Origin of the sequence: Candidatus Caccoplasma merdavium (genome assembly GCA_018715595.1) — a bacterium.
Classification (GTDB): domain Bacteria; phylum Bacteroidota; class Bacteroidia; order Bacteroidales; family UBA11471; genus Caccoplasma; species Caccoplasma merdavium.
Genome location: DVLI01000026.1, coordinates 117178 through 136677 on the forward strand (window position 1 = coordinate 117178; position 19500 = coordinate 136677).

14 protein-coding genes are annotated in these 19500 nt (G+C 49.6%); 6 read left to right on the forward strand and 8 right to left on the reverse strand.

Going from position 1 to position 19500, the window contains the following annotated elements:
- Window positions 1-50: 50 nt before the first annotated feature.
- Both nhaA and IAD09_09080 read left to right on the forward strand, forming a co-directional pair.
- Window positions 51-1400 (forward strand): Na+/H+ antiporter NhaA, encoded by a 1350-nt coding sequence (gene nhaA, locus IAD09_09075; protein HIT82372.1) that lies wholly within the window; start codon window positions 51-53, stop codon window positions 1398-1400.
- A gap of 45 nt (window positions 1401-1445) precedes the next feature.
- The gene (locus IAD09_09080) at window positions 1446-2381 is read left to right on the forward strand and encodes an NAD(P)H-binding protein (GenBank protein ID HIT82373.1); all 936 of its coding nucleotides are present in this window, start codon (window positions 1446-1448) and stop codon (window positions 2379-2381) included.
- Here IAD09_09080 and IAD09_09085 read toward each other — a convergent pair.
- Together IAD09_09085 and miaA are read right to left on the reverse strand one after the other, a co-directional pair.
- Complete coding sequence (locus tag IAD09_09085; GenBank protein ID HIT82374.1) at window positions 2376-3596, reverse strand: phosphatase PAP2 family protein; 1221 nt, start codon at window positions 3594-3596, stop codon at window positions 2376-2378. The genes IAD09_09080 and IAD09_09085 overlap by 6 nt on opposite strands.
- A 347-nt stretch (window positions 3597-3943) precedes the next feature.
- Window positions 3944-4858, reverse strand: a complete 915-nt coding sequence (miaA, locus tag IAD09_09090) for a tRNA (adenosine(37)-N6)-dimethylallyltransferase MiaA (protein HIT82375.1) — start codon at window positions 4856-4858, stop codon at window positions 3944-3946.
- A gap of 313 nt (window positions 4859-5171) precedes the next feature.
- On the opposite strand from miaA, the gene IAD09_09095 reads away from it, so the two are divergent.
- From IAD09_09095 to IAD09_09110, 4 genes are all read left to right on the forward strand, one after another.
- The gene (locus IAD09_09095) at window positions 5172-8474 is read left to right on the forward strand and encodes a SusC/RagA family TonB-linked outer membrane protein (protein HIT82376.1); all 3303 of its coding nucleotides are present in this window, start codon (window positions 5172-5174) and stop codon (window positions 8472-8474) included.
- Between the two features lie 22 nt (window positions 8475-8496).
- A complete protein-coding gene (locus IAD09_09100; GenBank protein HIT82377.1) occupies window positions 8497-10038 on the forward strand; it encodes a RagB/SusD family nutrient uptake outer membrane protein in 1542 nt (513 codons plus the stop codon).
- Window positions 10039-10086: 48 nt separating this feature from the next.
- On the forward strand, window positions 10087-11319 hold the full coding sequence (locus IAD09_09105) for a hypothetical protein (GenBank protein ID HIT82378.1): 1233 nt from the start codon (window positions 10087-10089) through the stop codon (window positions 11317-11319).
- A gap of 80 nt (window positions 11320-11399) precedes the next feature.
- The gene (locus IAD09_09110) at window positions 11400-12527 is read left to right on the forward strand and encodes a TlpA family protein disulfide reductase (protein ID HIT82379.1); all 1128 of its coding nucleotides are present in this window, start codon (window positions 11400-11402) and stop codon (window positions 12525-12527) included.
- A 54-nt stretch (window positions 12528-12581) separates the two neighbouring features.
- Here the strand turns inward: IAD09_09110 and IAD09_09115 are convergent, their stop codons facing one another.
- From IAD09_09115 to IAD09_09140, 6 genes are all read right to left on the reverse strand, one after another.
- On the reverse strand, window positions 12582-13541 hold the full coding sequence (locus IAD09_09115) for a glycosyltransferase family 2 protein (GenBank protein HIT82380.1): 960 nt from the start codon (window positions 13539-13541) through the stop codon (window positions 12582-12584).
- Window positions 13542-13598: 57 nt separating this feature from the next.
- Entirely contained in the window at window positions 13599-13964 is a 366-nt protein-coding gene (locus IAD09_09120; protein ID HIT82381.1) for a hypothetical protein, read from the reverse strand.
- The gene (locus IAD09_09125) at window positions 13961-14734 is read right to left on the reverse strand and encodes a DUF4296 domain-containing protein (protein HIT82382.1); all 774 of its coding nucleotides are present in this window, start codon (window positions 14732-14734) and stop codon (window positions 13961-13963) included. The genes IAD09_09120 and IAD09_09125 overlap by 4 nt, the downstream gene beginning before the upstream one ends.
- Before the next feature lie 11 nt (window positions 14735-14745).
- Window positions 14746-15381, reverse strand: coding sequence for a lipoprotein signal peptidase (locus IAD09_09130; protein HIT82383.1), 636 nt, complete (start codon window positions 15379-15381; stop codon window positions 14746-14748).
- Complete coding sequence (locus IAD09_09135; GenBank protein ID HIT82384.1) at window positions 15378-15755, reverse strand: TraR/DksA C4-type zinc finger protein; 378 nt, start codon at window positions 15753-15755, stop codon at window positions 15378-15380. Before IAD09_09135 ends, IAD09_09130 begins: the two co-directional genes overlap by 4 nt.
- A gap of 86 nt (window positions 15756-15841) precedes the next feature.
- Window positions 15842-19327, reverse strand: a complete 3486-nt coding sequence (locus IAD09_09140; GenBank protein HIT82385.1) for an isoleucine--tRNA ligase — start codon at window positions 19325-19327, stop codon at window positions 15842-15844.
- Window positions 19328-19500 lie beyond the last annotated feature (173 nt).

The window sequence follows — 19500 nt, forward strand, 5'->3', positions numbered from 1 at the left end:
AAACAAATCGTTTGCAGACTTGTTTTTTTTAATCGAGAAAATGTTCCGATATGATAGATCGTATATACGCCCTGCGCAAGTCGTTGCATAACTATGCCAACGGGGGTTATGTCTTGATTGCCGTTACGGTATTGGCCATGATAGTTGCCAACAGTCCGTTGCAAAATCTTTATTTCTCGTGGTGGCAACAACCGGTCTTGTTGCAAATCGGGAATTTCAATCTTTTTGAACACCACGGACACCCCATGACCCTGATGCAGGTCATCAACGATGCCTTGATGGCCATATTCTTTTTCTCGGTAGGTTTGGAAATAAAGCGTGAGGTCCTCGTCGGGGAGTTGTCATCGATAAAGAAAGCCCTCTTGCCCGTTATCGCCGCCGTGGGCGGTATCGTATTGCCGATAACGATATATCGTCTCTTATCGGCCGATGATGCCCTTTTACAAGGAAGTGCCATACCCATGGCCACCGACATTGCCTTTTCGTTGGGCATATTGAGTATGTTCGGGAAACGTGTCCCCATCGGACTGAAAATATTTTTAGCCACCTTGGCCGTCGCCGACGATATAGGCGGCATTTTGGTCATAGCCATCTTCTATACCGAGGAACTCTCGGCGGTGTGGCTACTCTATTCGGCCATTGTGTTGGCCCTGCTTTTGCTGGGGTCTCGTCTGCATATCAACAGTAAACTGTTCTATGTCATCGGAGCCGTTGCCGTATGGTACTTTTTCCTTCATTCGGGCATACACCCGACGATAGCGGGAGTTTTGGCCGCCTTTTGCGTACCCGCCCACCCGGTAATGAATACGCGGCATTTTATCGATGAGATATGTGATGCCGTGAAAGATTTCCCGCAGGCAAAACCGGTAAAACGCGGTGAAACTTATATTCTCTCGACCGAGCAGTTGAATGCCCTGAAAAGTGTGGAATCGGCATCGGACAAGGTGATAAGCCCCTTGCAAGACTTGGAAGACACCTTGCACCCGCTTGTCAATTATCTCATCATACCCCTCTTTGCGTTTGCCAATGCCGGCATTTCCTTGTCTCACATCGCATTCTCTTCGTTGTTCCAAGGCATCAGCCTTTCGATATGGGTGGCCTTGGTAGCCGGGAAGTTCTTGGGCATCTTCCTTTTTTCCTACATTCCGGTGGCGTTGGGGTGGGTGAGACGACCCGATATTGTTACCTGGCCTATGATTGCCGGCGTATCGGCATTGGGCGGCATCGGCTTTACGGTATCCCTGTTTATAGCCAATCTTTCTTTCCCGGTCGATGATGTCACCAACTTGCTTTTGCTGAACCAGGCCAAACTCGGTATCTTGGTCGGTTCGCTGTTGTCGGGGGTCATCGGGTATTTCATTCTTTCGTTTTCTCTTCCTCGAAAAGCGGTTCAAGAATAAACCTTTTTCGCTGTGGGGGTGTTTCATGCATAGAAAACACCCCTTATGATTCTCATTACCGATGTTGTAAATTCACCTGTGGGCTATGCCTTGCTGCATCTCATTTTGTCGCAGAAAGGGCATGAACCCGTGCGGGTTATGGCTACCTCGCATGACCATTTGAGTCAGGAGGAGGGCTTTGAGCCGATAGTTGCCTCTTATTATGATTTGCCCTCTCTCGACCGGGCATTGAAAGGTGTGGACACGCTATTGATAAGCACATTCAATCTCTTTGCCGACTATCGATCGGGATATGTAAATCTGCTGCACGAAGCGGCTGAGGTCGGTGTAAAGAAGATTCTTTTTATCAGCTCGGTCGGACGAAGCGACTCGGTGTCGTTGCCGATGCAGGAAAATCGGGAGACCGAAATGTGCATACGGGCGTGCGGCATACCTTATGTCATTTTCAGGGTAAATATCCTGATGGAGAATCTGCCGCTTTTTATCGGGACGGACCAGCAGCATGGAATTTATTATCCGGCAGGAAACGGGCGGGTGGCATTTGTCTCGGTGCATGATGTGGCCGATGCGATATTCCCGTTTGTTTCGGGTTGCACTACGATGGAGAACCGGGTCTATACGCTGAGCCACGAAGTGACCTATTCATTTCAGGATATTGCCGTGAAACTCTCTCCTTACTATGCGGGCGGTGTCCGATACGAATCGGTCGACATGTCGCTATATCGGGCTTCTTTGTCGCAGTTGAAACTGCCCGACGACACGGTCGTGCGTCTTTGTTCGGTTGCCAAAGCCATATCGATGAATAGTTATGACCTTAGTGATTATACCCTGAAAAAGCTGCTTGGCCGTCATGCCCGGGAAGCACAGTTGCAACAGCGCATACGTCACTGGTTTTCACAAAAGGAGAGTGCCCCGTTGTTGTTCGGCGGTCAGTTGACGATGCTCGGCGACTACTTGCGCGGAATGCACAATCGTTTATAGCAACAGGTTTACCGAGGCTCCCAATGTGAAAAACGACAGATTCTTGTTGACACGGTTGATTGCGTCGGGTTTGTCGGCAAAATAATACCGATAACGAGTAGGTGTGATGGAATAATCAAAGAAGAGCCGGAACCCCAATTTCAATTTGGCCCAATAGGAGATACTCAGTCCGGTTTGGAAATCGGGCGCATGCATTTCTTTCAGTTTGAGAAACGGCGTCACTGTTTCTCCATTATCCGGCGTCAGATAGATAGTCTGGACGTCGGAAAAAGCATATCCGGCCAATAACTTGCCACCCAGCGATAAACGATAAGTCAGGGCACAGTCGAAATAGGCTCCGACCGAAGCCGAAATAAAATCCATGCCGTTTTCGGTTATGGCTGTGTTGGGATTGGTCAGATAGGAAGCCAAAGAGGCATCTCTCTGTAATTGCGTCGGGACGTGGCTGGCAACGGCTTTACCTCCGACTCCCACATAGTTGTTGATGAACCATGCCCCTTCGACTCCCGAACTTGCTCCGGGCGAGGTGTGGAAGACCAAACCGTCGGAGAGCCTTATTTCATGGGCCATGAACACATAGCCGGTATATAGTCCGATGAAAGAGGGGGTACGGTCGGGGAAAGTCGTATCATAGTCGTATTTGTCATATTCTATACCTTTGTCTTTGAATATCAGTCCGGCAAGCCAGTATCCCAATTCGGTCGACAGGATACCGATGCCGGCACCTGCCAAGACGTCCGAAATCCAATGCCGGTTGTTGAGCAGTCGGGAGTAAGCGGTAGCCGTGGCCAATGTATATCCGGCCACGCTGTACCACGGACTGCGCATGCCGTATTCCTTATGGAGCATGGTGGCGGCCATGAATGCCGTGGCCGTGTGCCCCGACGGGAAAGAGTTGTGACTTCCCGAGTTGGGACGCGGCGACTTGACCGTGTATTTGAGGCCGTTGACCAAAGTGGCCATGATGGCGACGGAGAATGCGTCGGCCGTGAGCATGCGCCCCCACGAACTGTAACTTTTTACCCCGCCTATTTTCAACCCGAGCATGAGTGCGGCCGGGGCATATTGCAGGTAGTCGTCGTATTTATACCGGAAAGTGGGTATATAGGCGTTACGCAGGTCGTTGATCGGTTGTTTGGCCCATTCAAAGGCAACGCCGCTTACCATTAGAGGTACGGCGATATGTGTCATTTTAAACCACCCTTTCGATGTCATGCCATCAAGTTTCCGTTGATGTTTTCCGTCGAAGAGCGGGCGGTAGTAAAGTTTGTTGCCTGCGGGTGCATCGATAGAAAAACGGCTCGGGACTGCATGACTTGTGCTATCGACTTTGGAGCATCTTCCGGCTTGTACGGTATTTGTTGCCGACAAGACTCCTGTGATGAGCAATGTTAAGACGAGTTTCTGCATAGAAAAGATATTTGGCAGACAAAGTAAAGATTTTTTACTGAAAAAAAGTGCTTGTACGTGAACAAAACAATCTGTTCGGTTGTTTATAGATAGGAGAGGGCAGATATAGAGCTCCATTTTTATTCCTTTTCTTTATTGCTCAATAGCAGTCTCTATATCTGCCCTTTTATTTCTTGGGCAATTTTTTTGCTTAATACGTCAAAAGATTCTTTCCCGTCGACCCAATGTATGGTAAATCCGCGCCGTTCCATGCCCCGGAACCAGGTCATCTGACGCTTGGCAAATTGGTGAATGGCGATTTCCAGGAGCGACGTCATTTCGTCGAAGGAGTATTTGCCCAAAATGTATTCAGTCAGATATTTATATTCGAGGCCATAGTAAATCAGGTCTTCCGCGGGAATCCCCTCGTCGAGAAGGCTCCTTACTTCATCGACCATGTCGGCATCGAGACGTGCCCTGAGGCGGGCGGAAATGCGTTTGCGGCGCAGTTCCCTGTCGATGTCTATACCGATAATATAGCTGTCGAGAGGCGAGTCCTGACGGCTTTCGGGTGGAAGAGTTTTGTAGTATTCGGCAATTTCGATGGCTCGAATGGCCCGTTTTGTCGTGTCTATGTCGGTCTTGTTATGCAATACCTTGTAAGTCTTGAGTATGGCTTCAAGTTCTGAAAGCGATTTGTTGGCAAGCGATTCGCGCAAAGGCTTGTTCTCGGGAACCATGGGCATGCTGTACCCTTTGAGCACGGTTTCGATATAAAGGCCCGTACCGCCGCACAGGAGGGGTATCTTATGCCGGTTGCGAATGTCGTTGTAGGCCGCATTGAAATCGCGTTGATATTCGTAGAGGTTGTATTTATATCCCGGTTCACAAATATCTATGAGATGGTAGGGTATGGGGTGTCCGTTTACCGAATACTCTTCCAGGTCTTTTCCCGTCCCGATGTTCATTCTCCGGTATATTTGCCGGGAGTCGGCACTGATGATTTCTGCTTGTAAAATATCTGCGAGTAATACGGCCAAAGCCGTTTTGCCCGAAGCGGTGGGGCCTAAAAGCGTTATGAGGTCCATATTTGCATATTTGTGGCAAAAGTAGTGCATATTTGTCATATTTGTGGCGATTTGTCTTGAAAAAAGTGATGGCTGTTTTTCTTGTATTAAAATGCGTTTTTGACATCTATGTATTTAAAAAATAGTCATATAGAATTTTATTTTATCCAAAAAAGTTCATACATCATAAAAAATTTTTTGATAAAACTTTCGATTCGATTTTTTTATCATTAATTTATATATAACTTTGCCACGATAAAGACTCTTTAAGTGAAACCTAATAACCGTTGTCTGTTAGCAGATGATGGAGTGTATGAGTGCTATGAGAAAATCTTTGCAGTTATTCAGTATTGTTGCAGCCCTGCTTCTTTTCTCGTCGCAAGCCATGGCCCAGAAAGTAAGAGTCGTTTCGGGCGTGGTCACTGACGGGAAAAACGAAGTGTTGGTGGGCGTGACCGTGGCGGAGAAAGGCGCCTCTTCGGGAGGTGCCATCACCGACGAAAACGGTCGCTACATGATTCTTATTCCAAACAATGACGCGACGGTCATTGTCTTTTCCTCGATCGGTTTCGAGAAAAAAGAGGTGACTGTCGGCGACAAGAAGGTCATCGACGTTACCCTTCAAGAAAAAAGTGCCTATCTCGACGAAGTGGTGGTAACCGGTTACCAGAATGTCAATCGCCGCGAGTTGGCCAGTGCCGTTTCGCAGATTGAGATGGAAGACATCAAGTTGTCCGATAAATTCTCCATCGACCAGATGTTGGCGGGACAGGTGGCCGGCATGTCGGTCATGACGACCAGCGGAGGCCCCAGTGCGACCCCGAAAATCCGTATCCGCGGAACCTCTTCCTTATATGGAAATACCGCACCTCTGTGGGTGCTCGACGGTATCATTCTCGACGACAACAGTGTAAACTGGGACGAGAGCGGCAACCTCGACCCCTTGGCCGAAGATGCCCAATATCTGGTGGGTAATGCCATTGCCGGTGTCAATCCCAACGACATCGAGAGCATTACCGTCCTGAAAGACGCCTCGGCAACGGCCATTTATGGTGTGCAGGCCGCCAACGGCGTCATTGTCGTGACCACCAAGAAAGGCCGCAACGGCCCCGCCCAGGTGACTTACAACGGCTCCGTTTCCATCAACCAGCGCGAAAATTACCGCCGCCTCTATTTGATGGATGCCGGCGAACGCGTCCAACTGTCGAAAGATTTGCTCGATTCCCGCCTTACCTATACCCGCAAGAACTTCACGCTCGGTTATGAGATGCTCAAAAACCAGTACGACGCCAAGGCTTTGAGCCGCTCCGAATTCAATGCCGCCGTCGATGAGATGATCGACCGCAATACCGACTGGTTCGACCTCCTTTTCCGCAATGCCGTGACACAGAACCATACCCTCAGCCTCTCCGGCGGTAACGAAAGCACCACCTACTATTCTTCGGTGGGCGCGTCGATATCGGAGGGTACGGCCCGGCAAGAGCTTTCGAAGCGTTACACGGCCACGTTGAAGGTCAATTCCTGGATCAGCCCCAAAGTCTACCTCGGCTTCCAACTCAACGGTTCGATTACCGACAACCAAGGCTACCACAGCAGTTTCAATCCCGACTCCTATGCCCGGGAAACGGCACGGACGATACCGGCTTACAATCCCGACGGTTCGATGTTTTTCTACCAGCCCTACGAGTCGTTCTCATCGAGCAACATGGCCAGTGAGACATACGCCTTCAACGCCTTGCACGAGTCAAAGACCACCGGCAACTATGCCGACCTCGCCAGCCTCACCGGGTTGATGAATTTCGTCTGGAAAATCTACGACGGCCTGCGATATGAGATGACCGGGTCGTATGTCTACAATGCGACGAAGACCACCTCTTGGGCTCAAGAAGACTCCTACTATGTCAACACCCTGCGCGGATATATCTATGATACATTGGAATTTAACAGCATATATTGGAACGAGAGCGTCATACCCCAGGGCGGCGTGATTTCAAAAGCCGAAACCAGCAAGACGACCCTCGATATCCGCAACACGCTCAACTATTCCAAGGATTTCCGCGGCCACTTGGTGAGTGCATTGGCCACTTCCGAGATACGCAGTGTCATCACCGACGGTTTTTCGGGCACATATTATGGTTGGATGCCCGAGCGCGGGCAGGTCATATCGCCGGCATATACCGATGCATTTGTTCGAGAATTTTCCCGTGGGAATTTCACTCCTGTGATTACCGACAACCAGGCCAATACCGTGTCGTGGATTTTTTCGGGCATCTACTCCTACCGCGACACCTACACCCTCAATGCCAACGTGCGTATGGACGGCAGCAACCAGTTCGGCGAGAATCCCGAATACCGATTCCTCCCTATATGGTCGGTAGCCGGCAAGTATGCCATCACCAACGAGTCGTTCATGAAACCCTATGAAGATTGGCTCTCCTACTTGGCGTTGCGCCTCTCTTACGGTATCCAGGGGAACGTCGACAAAGGCACGTCGCCCGACTTGGTCATGCAGATTGGTTCCATCAATTCCTACACCGGCATGGCCACATCGACGGTGGCCTACTGGCCCAACGAGGACCTGCGCTGGGAAAAGACCACCCAATACAACGTCGGCCTCGACATGTCGTTCCTGCTCGACCGCATCACCGCCACCGTCGATGTCTACAAAAAGGTGGGTACCGACATGATTGTCAACAAGACCATCTCTGCTGTCAACGGCTACACGTTGCGGAAAATCAACGGCGGTGATGTCAACAACAGCGGTGTGGAACTGGCCGTGAAATTCACCCCCGTGCAGACCAAAGACATGCGTTTTGTCATCGGCCTCGTGCACTCCTATAACAAGAACGAGTTGATACACGCCAATGACGAGACAAGCAACACGCGGGAGAACATGCTCTCGGGCGCGGCGCTCATCGAGGGTGAGGCGTTGGGTACCATCTATTCTTATCCCTTTGCCGGCCTCGACCACGAAACCGGCCTCCCGATTTTCTACGACAAGAATGGCAATACCTCGGCCACATGGGGAAGCCGCACCTATAAGAACTACACCCTCTACGAAGACGAGATAAAGCTTGTGAAGTCGGGCGTCGTTTCGCCTCCCCACACGGGCGGCATCAACCTCGAATACCGTTGGAAGGAGTGGATTCTCCGCGGTTCGTTCACCTATTCGCTCGGCGCGGTCAACCGCCTGCCTTTCATCTATGGCGACTACGATGCCGTGTTCGACCCCGAAAAGAACGTGACGCGGGAACTCCTGAACCGCTGGCGCGAGCCGGGCGACGAGTTGCACACCAACATTCCCGCCCTCTACGACGACAATACCTATACCGATTTGGGTGTGCGCCAACCGCGTACCAATGTCGACCACATCTACGGCACCTCCATGTATGACTACTCCACGGCACGCGTATGCTCGACCGACAATTTCCGTCTCCGGAGCCTGTCGCTTTCATACATCTTCAACAAGAAAATGCTCAAAAAGATGCACTTGGCCAATTTCCAGATTTCGGCCCAAGCCAACAACCTCTTTATCCTTGCCGACAAGCGTTGGCACGGTTTCGACCCCGAACAGGGCAGTTCGGCCACCTCTTCGATTCCGCGCACCTATTCGGTGTCGGTGACAATCGGTTTCTAACCTATCAAACTTTAACATGCACATGAAGACGACAACCCTGATACGAAAAATAAGTTTCCCCGCTCTCTTTGCCCTTTGCCTGGGCATGGGCGGGTGCAATGATTTTCTCGAACGCTCGGCCCAGAACTTGGTCATTCCCACCACCTGCGCCGACTACACCGAGATACTCCAAGGCGAAGGCTACTTCGGCGATTTGATTCGCGAAGGCGTGTGGGTCAACCTGATGACCGACGACATGGAGTTGTTCACACCCCGGTATGACAATACCCTGCCTTATGCCCTCAACAACTACCGTTACGTCTACCAGTGGCGCGATGAGATAGAAATCGAGGACGAATCGTTCGAAGACGAGCTTTTCAATTTCCTCTATTCCCAAATACTGGTGGCCAACACCTGCATCGATGCCCTCGACCAGGGGCTCGAAGGGACACCCGACGAGCAGGAGATACTCCGCGGCCAGGCGTTGTTCCACCGGGCTTTTGCCTACCTCATGCTGGCCAACCTCTATGCCGAGCCTTACGACTTTGCCACGCCCGAGACCCCATGCGTGCCGTTGAAGACCGACCCCACGCCGTCGCTCCAACCGTATGAGCGGGCAACCTTTGCCGAGGTTTACAAGCAAATCGATGACGACATAACCGAAGGGTTGGCGGCCTTGAAAGGGAAAGATACCGGCAACTATTATTACATCGGCTACAACGCCATGCTCTTCGTGGCCATGCGCAAAGCGCTTTATACCAACGATTTCGATGCCGCCATCGAGTATGGCAAGGAGATATTGGAGGCCAACGATGCCCTATTCGACATCACCGACCGCATTCAGTCGGTTGCCCCGGGCGAAATAAACGGCTCCGATGCCTACGACAACTTTATGCAACCGGCCAATCCCGAGCTGATGTTTTGTTTTGCCTCTTCTACCACAACCATATCGAATCTTATTTCCAGATCCGATGCCTATGAACAGACTTATACCTTGTCGCGCACCATCGACAACAATCTTATTGGTTTGTACGACTACGACACGACCACCTGCATCGGCGACCACCGGTTGGCCTATTGGTTCATTGCCCCCCACGAAGCGCCCGGTGAACTCTACCACAAACGGGGGAATTACTACGCTTTGAAATTCAACACATACGATGACTTGTACATGCGTGCGGCTTTCCGCTCGGCCGAGGCTTATGTCACACTGGCCGAAGCCTATGCCCGCAAGGAAAATCCCGATTACGCCACCGCACTCGACTATGTGAACCACCTGCGCCGTTACCGTCTCGATGCCCAAGCCTACGAGGAGTTGACCCCGGCCGATTTTGCCGGTGGCGAAGAGATTGTGCAATTTATCTGGGACGAGCGTCGCCGGGAGCTTTGCGGTGAAGAGTTCCACCGCTTTTTCGACCTGCGCCGCACCACCCGTGCCGAAGTTATCCACCCTTACGGGAATGCCGGTTACTATCGCCTCGAAAAAAACGATGCCGCCTATACGCTCAACTTCCCGTTGGCCGAGCGGCAAATCAATCCGCAAAATGTCAACCCCCGTCCTGCGAGAGCCTTGATTTCATATTAGGAAAATCCAACTCAAATAAATTTACAAACCTTTTTAATTTATCAAATTATGAAAAAAACTCTGATGTTTGCAAGCTGCCTGTTGGCAGCTGTGGCGTTTACCGCATGTAGCGATGACGACAACGATAACAACGGCGATGGTGGTGCAACCACTCCGGCACCCGAAATGGGCGTTGAGGCATTTAATGCAAAGTATGACTTGCAGGCAACACTCAACGTCGATACTGCTACTTTTAATTATGCTTCACTTGATGGCAAAATGTTCTCATGGGATTTGGACATGGCTGATGAAAACGGCGATTCGATTCCCGATTTCCAAGGTCAGTACTTTGTGGCTGCCGATAATGAATATGTAGATAAAGTGCTGGGCTTCCTTGATTCCGAAGTATTCCCGGTATTTGGTGAGGAATTTATTTCCCAATACATGCCGCGCACCATTTATTTTGCCAGTGAAGTACAATATAATCCCATGTACAACAATCGTGAATTGGGTATTTTGTATCAATCAAAGGATTTCTACTACGCATTTGATGGAGGTATCTGTTGCCCCAATTATATTATGTTCTCGCACTGCTGTTCCGACTTTGACACGATGGACAAAACCTACTTGAAACGCCTTTATACGTCGTTGGTTGTGGAATATATCTTCACCAACATTGCTAACAGCCGGCTTGATGAACCTACCGCATTCAACCAATATAGCATTGACTATACGGTTGGAACATCGGTTTGGGGTATTGAATTCTGCTTCAACAAGAATTGCGATGGGTATTATTTTTCATCTGCCGATGATTTCGAAACGGGTATGCTGAATTATAATCCTGAATATGATACTGCTGAAGAGATCGTAAACGGAGAAAACATGTGGCATTTCCCTACGGTTTGGTTCCAAAGTGAATTGCGTCCAGCCCGTATAGGTGTTACCGAGTTAACCCGCTATGATGACGAAACCTTGAATGATCCTGATTACAGCATCTATCATAGATATGGGACCGTATATTATAGACCTTCTTTGGCACAAGTCATGGGCGACTATGTTGCCTTTATCGTGACCACAACGGCTGCCGAAAAAGAAGCATACTATGCTGAAATTGAAAATGCTGTGGCCGAAGCTATCACCGAAGATGACGACAAAGAAGGTGTCGTATTCCCTGCTACTGATCAATATTTGAATGGTTCTGCCAAGACCAAAGATCAAGTACTGCCCGACATCAAAGCTCGTGTAGAACTTTGCAAAGAATACTTCGCCAACTATGGTGTTATTCTGACCGACAAACAATAATTATCGATGCGCAATCCTTACATGCCGACGGGTGTGTAAGGATTGTTGTATCCAGTAATCTGTAATAAACATTATCAAACATGAAACTGAAAAATTTAACCGTAATTGCCTTGACCGGCATGGTGTGCATGACGGCTTGCACATCGCAACCTGCCGTAGAAGGAAAATGGGTGGGCGGAGCCGGCAAAACCGTCTACCTGCAACAAAAGGCCGATGACCAAACCCGTGTCGTCGATTCGGCCGTGGTGGCTGCCGACGGGTCATTTGCGTTTGCCCTCCCTGCCGGGAAAATCGACGTGTATGAACTCAGCGCCGCCAACGAGGCAAGAAAGAACCTCCTCCTGTCGGACGTGCCCGTTGTCGTGACCATCGAAACCGAAACGGAAACCAACGAAGACAGCACGACTGTGGATGTATTGAGTATCCTCGCCGAAGGCGATGAACAAAAAGCCTATGAAGATGGCTACGATCTGATTATGGCTTCGGCATTCATGTCGTTAGGAAGAATGTTTACATTCTCAAACATTCTCTCGGGAGAAGACAAGAGCATGACGATAGACTCAGCCGTAGTCCTGTATAACATGATCGAAGCAAAGATGCAAGAGTCGATGGCCAACTATGTCGATTCTGCCAAGAACAATTATGGCGTTGCTTATTTCATCAAGGAGTATATGATTCAAAACAAACCTTTCGATGAAGTAGAAGCCGCTTATGAGTCTTTGACCGATCGTGTAAAACTCTCCAATCCCGGTATCGAATTGAAGGCCGCCATTGACGAATTGGCCAGCGTATCGATTGGAGGTACGGCTCCCGACATTACCTTGATGACCCCCGACAGCACCGAATTGTCATTGTCGAGCTTGCGCGGACACTATGTATTGCTCGATTTCTGGGCATCGTGGTGCGGCCCCTGCTTGCGAGAGGTTCCCAACGTGAAGGCTATCTATGACAAGTATCACGATAAAGGTTTCGAAATTTATGGCGTATCGCTCGACGAAACCCCCGATCCTTGGAAAGCCGCCATTAAGAAAAACGAGATGAACTGGCATCACGTTTCTTCGTTGAAAGGTTGGGATTGCCCCACTGCCAAACGTTACAATGTAACCGGTATTCCCCGCATGTATATTATCAATCCCGAAGGCAAAATCATTGCCATGGATTTGAGAGGCGAGGAATTGGCCAACTTTGTTGCCAGCCTGTATGAATAATTGATGAATGGCATATCATAAAAAAGCCCGCAGGTTCAATGCGGGCTTTTTTATTCAGTCATTTTCATCATGGTCGTGAGTGAGAAATGTCTCGATGTTGTAACGAGGACGCTGTTTTACCTCGATATATATTTTCCCGATATATTCACCTATCGTGCCGATAGCTATCAACAGCACGCTCCCCAGGAACCACAAGGAAAGCATCAAGGAGGCCCACCCTTCGACCGTACGTCCCATGAAGAAGGCAACGAGGGTATAGATGGCCATGATGAGTGTAATGAAAAGGATAAGAAATCCCATCGATGAGATGAGCCGTATAGGCTTTATCGAAAATGAGGTGATGCCTTCGATGGCAAAATTGACCATCTTGCGCAGCGGATATTTCGACTCGCCGGCAAATCGTTCATGTCGCTCGTAGTAAACGCTGGTCGATTTATATCCGATGGTGGGGATAATCCCGCGAAGAAAGAGATTCCGTTCGGGATATTGGGCAAGATGTTGCAAGGCACGGCGGCTCATCAGTCGGTAGTCGGCGTGGTTATAGACCGATTTGGCTCCGAGCCACGACATGAGCCGATAAAAAGCCAATGCCGTGGTACGCTTGAAGAATGTATCGCTTTTGCGGGAACTGCGCACGCCGTAAACAATGTCGAATCCTTGTGCATAGGCATCGACCATGGATTCGATGCAGTCGACATCGTCTTGCAGGTCGGCGTCGATGGAGACGGCTGCATCACAAATGTCTTTTACGCTCATGAGCCCGGCCAGCAAGGCGTTCTGATGACCGCGATTCAGTGCCAGGCTCAATCCGAAGACATGTTTGTCATTACGAAACAGTTCCTCTATCAAGGACCATGTCTTGTCTTTGCTTCCGTCGTTGACAAACAGGACAAAACTGTTCTCGGCCACTTTCTTTTTCTCCATCAAAGTTTGGAGAATACCGGTAAGGCGTTTGGCCGATTCGGCTAAGACCTTTTCTTCGTTATAACAAGGTACGACGATGGCTAATCTCATAACGGGTAAAAATGACGGTTTTTTCGTTATGCGAAGATACGAAAAATCTCAATAAGATTATAATGGGAGTATCTCGTGCAATGAAATATCTTTTGTTTGCAGTGACGGCACAAGGGTGTAGAGGCGGCAAACAGGAGGCATGCAATATCGCGATAACAGGGCCGTGTCGGCAAGATAGGTGGCCAAGATAGGCAGGGAAAAGAGCCCTTTGGCTTTCAATTCGGCCAAGATGTGATATTTTTCTGCTTCAAAGGCGGCATTGGTTGCCAGCAATATCCCATCACAAAAACGGGTGCCGGCGATTTCCCGTTCATAGGGAGAAACCGTAACGGTATGGAGCCGTGGCTCCACACACATAAGCGACATCGGCTTTACCTCTTTGCCCCAACAAACATAGTGTGCCAAGAAACGTCGCGTTGTCATGGTTTCGGAACATTGGGCCGGTTTTTGTACCGGATACGCAACAAGGAAATTTTATCGACATAGCACTCTTGCCATGATGGGTGCAGAGGGATTTCGATGCTGCCCATGACCCGGGCGACCCGATTGTTTTGGGCCTGGGCTTCAAGTGTTATCTTCCCATCTCGTGTGATTTCCTTGCTTACCGTGTAAATCGAATCATTCCGGTGTCTTATCACAAGCGTTACACGCACCTTATCGACGGTACCTTGGGGTAACTTGGCGAAATTCATGGACAACTGGAAAATGTCATTTTCCCTGAAATTGTCATCGGCCAAGACATTGAACAGCAAGGTATGACGATATAATCGCGGTTCGAACATGAAATAGGGTTCCTTGTTCCATACATCGATGGAGTCGCCGGGGCGGGTGAGGGGCGAACTCTTACGCTCGACAAGAAGCGTTTTTACGGCATCGTCTTCTTCTCTGAGCCGGGCAGAGACATTGGTATAGATTTGAGAATATCGGGTCATGTGCTCGCTGTACCACACCAGGGAGGTGTCGAACTGGGCAAGGGTCACCTCGTGGCGGTCGAGAACCGATTGACGCAACCGCTCTCTCGCATCGGTGGTGGCATATAGGGGCATGTTGTCCGAGATGGCTTCGGCTTTGTGTATGTCGACAAGAAGGTCTTCCATCTGTTCGGGTGCGATGATGTGCGACGGTATTTGCTCACACGCCACAAGGAGAAGCGTGAAACTTATACCTGCTAATATCCGTTTGGCTCCGAACATATGGATAGTTCTTATTTTGATTTTGACTTCGACGGGAACAATTCCGAGAGGGAAGAGGAGAAGGTGTGCCGGTAGAACAAGATAAGGATAAGGACGCCTACCGATATGGCCGAGTCGGCTATATTGAAAATCGGGTGAAAGAACTCGAAATATTCCCCTCCGACAAACGGAATCCATTGAGGCCAGTAAAAACCGAACAGGGGGAAATAGAGCATGTCGACGACCTTTCCGTACAGAAACGGGGCATATCCGCCTCCCTCGGGCATAAACGTGGCGACCGTGTAATAGGTCGACTCACTGAACATCATTCCGTAGAACAATGAGTCGATAATGTTGCCCAAAGCACCGGCAAAAATAAGCGATATGCAGATGACAAATCCGCTCTTGTAGTGGGTGTGGCGAGTGAGTTTGAAGAGGTAATACCCAATGACCGTGATGGCTGCGACTCTGAACAAGCTGAGGAACAACTTGCCGAGGACCTCTATACCAAAAGCCATTCCGTTGTTCTCGATAAAAAGAATGCGGAACCACGGGAATACCGTGATTGATTCACCTATGGTGAAATGAGTCTTGATCCATATTTTTGATGCTTGATCGATGAGAAGCACCAAAAATATGGATAAGAGAGCAATGTGCCGTTTTGTCATTTTTGTTCTTTCTTCGCATTGATACTCAGCGTCGCATGAGGTACGGCATAGAGACGTTCTTTGGGTATCAGTTCGCCGGTTTCTCGGCATATACCGTAGGTCTTGTTCTCGATGCGCACCATGGCGGCCTGCAAATGCTGGATAAATTTCATCTGACGTTGCGCCAACTGTCCGGCTTCTTCTTTCGATAACGTCGTAGCTCCTTCTTCAAGGACTTTGAACGTGGGGGAGGTGTCGCTGGTATCGTTACCGTCGGCATTCATGACAGAAGCTTTGAGCAGCTCATAGTCTTTATATGCTTTATCAAGTTTCTCTTGAATAATAGCTCGAAATTCTTCCAACTCTGCATCGGAATAACGTGTTTTCTTTCCCATGGTTTGATAGATTTGGTATTAGTATTTTGCCACGAAGGTAAAAAGATTTGCCCCATATTACAAATAATACGGGGCAAAATCGAATATCATGCTTTTATTACAGCCGCTTGTATGGAGAATGTCTCGAAGTCGAGTTCGGCCCCGGCCGAGTCGAGAGCATCGCACAAGGTGATGCTTTCGGCCAAGACCTGTTTGGCGATGTAATCTTTATATTCTTCAACAGCCGGGTCAGTCTCTTCATTGCGAGTAAGTTGCACATGAATTTTGTCGGTTATGTCAAATCCGCTCGACTTGCGGATATTTTGTATCCGGTTGACCAATTCACGCGCGATGCCTTCACGTCGCAAATCTTCCGTGACCGTGATGTCGAGAGCCACCGTGAGACGTCCTTCATTGGCAACCAGCCACCCGGGAATGTCTTCCGATATGATTTCCACATCGTCGAGACCGATGACCGCCTGTTGCCCGTCGATATTGAATGTGAAATTTCCTTCTTTTTCAAATTTCAGAATATCTTCTTGCGACATGGCAGCCACATTTGCGGCCAGTTGTTTCATGATTTTGCCATAACGCGGGCCCAGTTTCTTGAAGTCGGGTTTTACGCGTTTTACCAAGATCCCGGCCGCATTGTCGGCAAAGAGCATCTCTTTGACATTTACCTCGTTGAGTACAAGCTCTTTTATCGATTCGATGTCTTTCTGCTGTTTTTCATCGAGGACAGGAATCATGAGCGTTGTGAGCGGCTGGCGCACCTTGATGTTTACCTTGCGCCGCAGAGCCAATACCATCGAGGTGATGTCTTGGGCGTCTTGCATACGTCCTTCGAGGGCTTTGTCGATGGTCGATTCGTCGGCTTTGGGGAAATCGCTCAGGTGTACCGATTGAGCGGCACGCCCGGTGGCCGAGGTCAGGTCGGTATAGAGACGGTCGGCAAAGAACGGCGCAATGGGAGCCATGAGCGCAGCCACCGTTTCGAGGCAGGTGTAGAGTGTCTGGTAAGCCGAAAGTTTGTCGGTATCCATGTTCCCGCCCCAGAAACGTTTGCGGTTGAGGCGCACATACCAGTTGCTGAGGTTGTCATTGACAAAGTCCGATATGGCACGGCCGGCACGCGTCGGTTCATAATCGGCATAGTATCCGTCGACCTCTTTGATAAGCGAATTGAGCAGCGAGATAATCCAACGGTCGATTTCGGGACGTTGCGATACCGGTATTTCAGGTTCTGCAAAGGTAAATCCGTCGACGTTGGCATAGAGGGCAAAGAACGAATAGGTGTTGTAGAGCGTGCCGAAGAACTTGCGGCGAACTTCTTCTACGCCGTCGAGGTCGAATTTGAGGTTATCCCACGGCGATGAGTTGGTAATCATATACCAGCGCAAGGGGTCGGAGCCGTATTTCTCGATGGCCGAGAAGGGGTCAACGGCGTTTCCGAGACGCTTCGACATCTTGTTGCCGTTTTTATCGAGAACCAAACCGTTGGATATGACTGTTTTGTAGGCCACTTTATCGAATATCATCGAAGCAATGGCATGGAGGGTGAAGAACCAGCCACGGGTTTGGTCTACGCCTTCGGCGATGAAATCGGCGGGATATACCTTGCCACTGTCGAGCAACTCTTTGTTCTCAAACGGATAATGTATCTGGGCATAAGGCATGGAGCCGGAGTCGAACCATACGTCGATAAGGTCGCTTTCGCGTTTCATGGGTTTCCCGCTTTCCGAGACGAGAATGATGTCGTCGACATAAGGGCGGTGCAGGTCGATTTTGTCATAATTCTCCCGCGTATATACTCCCGGCACGAAACCTTTTTCCTTATATGGGTTGGTTTTCATATATCCGGCGGCAATCGATTTCTCGATTTCGCCATACAATTCTTCGAGAGAACCGATACAGATTTCCTCGCCGTCTTCCGAGCGCCAGATGGGCAACGGAGTTCCCCAGTATCGCGAACGGCTCAGGTTCCAGTCGTTGAGGTTTTCGAGCCACTTGCCGAAACGTCCCGTACCGGTCGATTCGGGTTTCCAGTTGATGGTCTTGTTCAGCTCCATCATACGCTCCTTGCATGCCGTCGAGCGGATAAACCAACTGTCGAGCGGGTAATAGAGTACCGGTTTGTCGGTGCGCCAGCAGTGGGGATAGTTGTGGGTATGTTTCTCGATTTTGAAAGCTTGGTTGTTTTGCTTCATCATCATGCAGATGACAATGTCGAGCGACTCCGCGGCTTGGGCGGCTTTCTCATCGTATTTCCCATCGACGGTGAATCGGGGGTCATAGGCGTTTTTGACCCATGCGCCTTGATAAGGTGCGTATTTTTCGACATCGACGCATGTCTTTACAAATGTCTCGTCCAAGTCATCGAGGAGGTAGAATTTGCCGGTCAGGTCGACCATCGGGCGGGTTTCTCCCTTTTTGTTTATCATAAACAGCGAGGGAATTCCGGCAGCTTTGGCAACCTGGGCGTCATCAGCACCAAATGTGGGCGCGATGTGCACAATTCCCGTACCGTCATCGGTGGTGACATAGTCGCCGGGAATGACGCGGAATGCGCGGTCACTGGCCGACCAGTTCCCATCTTTATCGACATCGACGGGTTTTACCCAAGGTATCAACTGCTCATATTCCATACCTACAAGGTCGGTTCCTTTGTATTCGGCTACGACTTTATAGGGAATAAGTTTGTCTCCGGGTTTGTAGGCATCGAGGTCGAGGTTGGCCGCTTTGGGATTGAAGTGATTGTTGAGCAGAGCCTTGGCCAGTACGACGGTAATCGGTTCTCCGGTATATCCATTGTAGGACTGCACGGCGACATAGTCGATTTTAGGACCGACACAGAGGGCCGTGTTCGATGGCAGGGTCCAGGGTGTCGTCGTCCATGCGATGAAGTAGGGGGTACCCCATGCCGCCATTTCGGGGCGCGGATTCTTCATCTTGAATTGAGCCACCACCGTCGTGTCTTTTACGTCGCGATAGCAACCCGGCTGGTTCAACTCATGCGAACTGAGACCTGTACCGGCTGCCGGCGAGTAGGGCTGTATGGTGTATCCTTTATATAGGAGTCCTTTCTTGTAAAGTTGTTGCAAGAGCCACCACAACGTTTCGATGTAACGATTGTCATAGGTGATATAGGGGTCTTTCATGTCGACCCAATATCCCATTTTGTGTGTGAGGTCTTCCCATTCTTTGGTAAACTTCATCACATCTTTGCGACAGGCGGCATTATACTCTTCGACCGAGATTTTCTTACCGATGTCTTCTTTGGTGATGCACAAGGCTTTTTCCACGCCCAATTCTACGGGCAGGCCGTGCGTGTCCCAGCCGGCTTTGCGCATTACCTGGAACCCTTTCATCGTTTTGTAGCGGCAGAAAATATCCTTGATGGAGCGCGCCATGACATGGTGTATGCCGGGCATGCCGTTGGCCGAAGGAGGACCTTCATAGAAAACAAATGAGGGTGCGCCTTCCCGTATTTCGAGACTCTTTTGGAAGAGTTGTTCGGCGTCCCACTTTTTCAGCACCTCCTTATTTATCTCCGATAAATCGAAGTGAGAATATTCGGTAAATTTCTTGTCCATGTTTGTCAGAACTATTTATGCTTTATATAAGTGAGTGCAAAGATAAGAAAAAACATCTAATAAACGAACTATCGCATGACACAGGTTTTCTTATTGCAAATCAAAACAAGCAAAAACAGACCGGGGTAAGGCAAGCATCCATAAAGACTGCATACTTTGCCCGTTACAAATTT

What these genes read in the sequence shown, in the direction of transcription:
- nhaA (HIT82372.1), top strand. Translation starts at nt 51, where the DNA reads ATGATAGATCGTATATACGCCCTGCGCAAGTCGTTGCATAACTATGCC.
- IAD09_09080 (HIT82373.1), top strand. Translation starts at nt 1,446, where the DNA reads ATGATTCTCATTACCGATGTTGTAAATTCACCTGTGGGCTATGCCTTG.
- IAD09_09085 (HIT82374.1), bottom strand. Translation starts at nt 3,596, where the DNA reads ATGACATCGAAAGGGTGGTTTAAAATGACACATATCGCCGTACCTCTA.
- miaA (HIT82375.1), bottom strand. Translation starts at nt 4,858, where the DNA reads ATGGACCTCATAACGCTTTTAGGCCCCACCGCTTCGGGCAAAACGGCT.
- IAD09_09100 (HIT82377.1), top strand. Translation starts at nt 8,497, where the DNA reads ATGAAGACGACAACCCTGATACGAAAAATAAGTTTCCCCGCTCTCTTT.
- IAD09_09105 (HIT82378.1), top strand. Translation starts at nt 10,087, where the DNA reads ATGAAAAAAACTCTGATGTTTGCAAGCTGCCTGTTGGCAGCTGTGGCG.
- IAD09_09110 (HIT82379.1), top strand. Translation starts at nt 11,400, where the DNA reads ATGAAACTGAAAAATTTAACCGTAATTGCCTTGACCGGCATGGTGTGC.
- IAD09_09115 (HIT82380.1), bottom strand. Translation starts at nt 13,541, where the DNA reads ATGAGATTAGCCATCGTCGTACCTTGTTATAACGAAGAAAAGGTCTTA.
- IAD09_09120 (HIT82381.1), bottom strand. Translation starts at nt 13,964, where the DNA reads ATGACAACGCGACGTTTCTTGGCACACTATGTTTGTTGGGGCAAAGAG.
- IAD09_09125 (HIT82382.1), bottom strand. Translation starts at nt 14,734, where the DNA reads ATGTTCGGAGCCAAACGGATATTAGCAGGTATAAGTTTCACGCTTCTC.
- IAD09_09130 (HIT82383.1), bottom strand. Translation starts at nt 15,381, where the DNA reads ATGACAAAACGGCACATTGCTCTCTTATCCATATTTTTGGTGCTTCTC.
- IAD09_09135 (HIT82384.1), bottom strand. Translation starts at nt 15,755, where the DNA reads ATGGGAAAGAAAACACGTTATTCCGATGCAGAGTTGGAAGAATTTCGA.
- IAD09_09140 (HIT82385.1), bottom strand. Translation starts at nt 19,327, where the DNA reads ATGGACAAGAAATTTACCGAATATTCTCACTTCGATTTATCGGAGATA.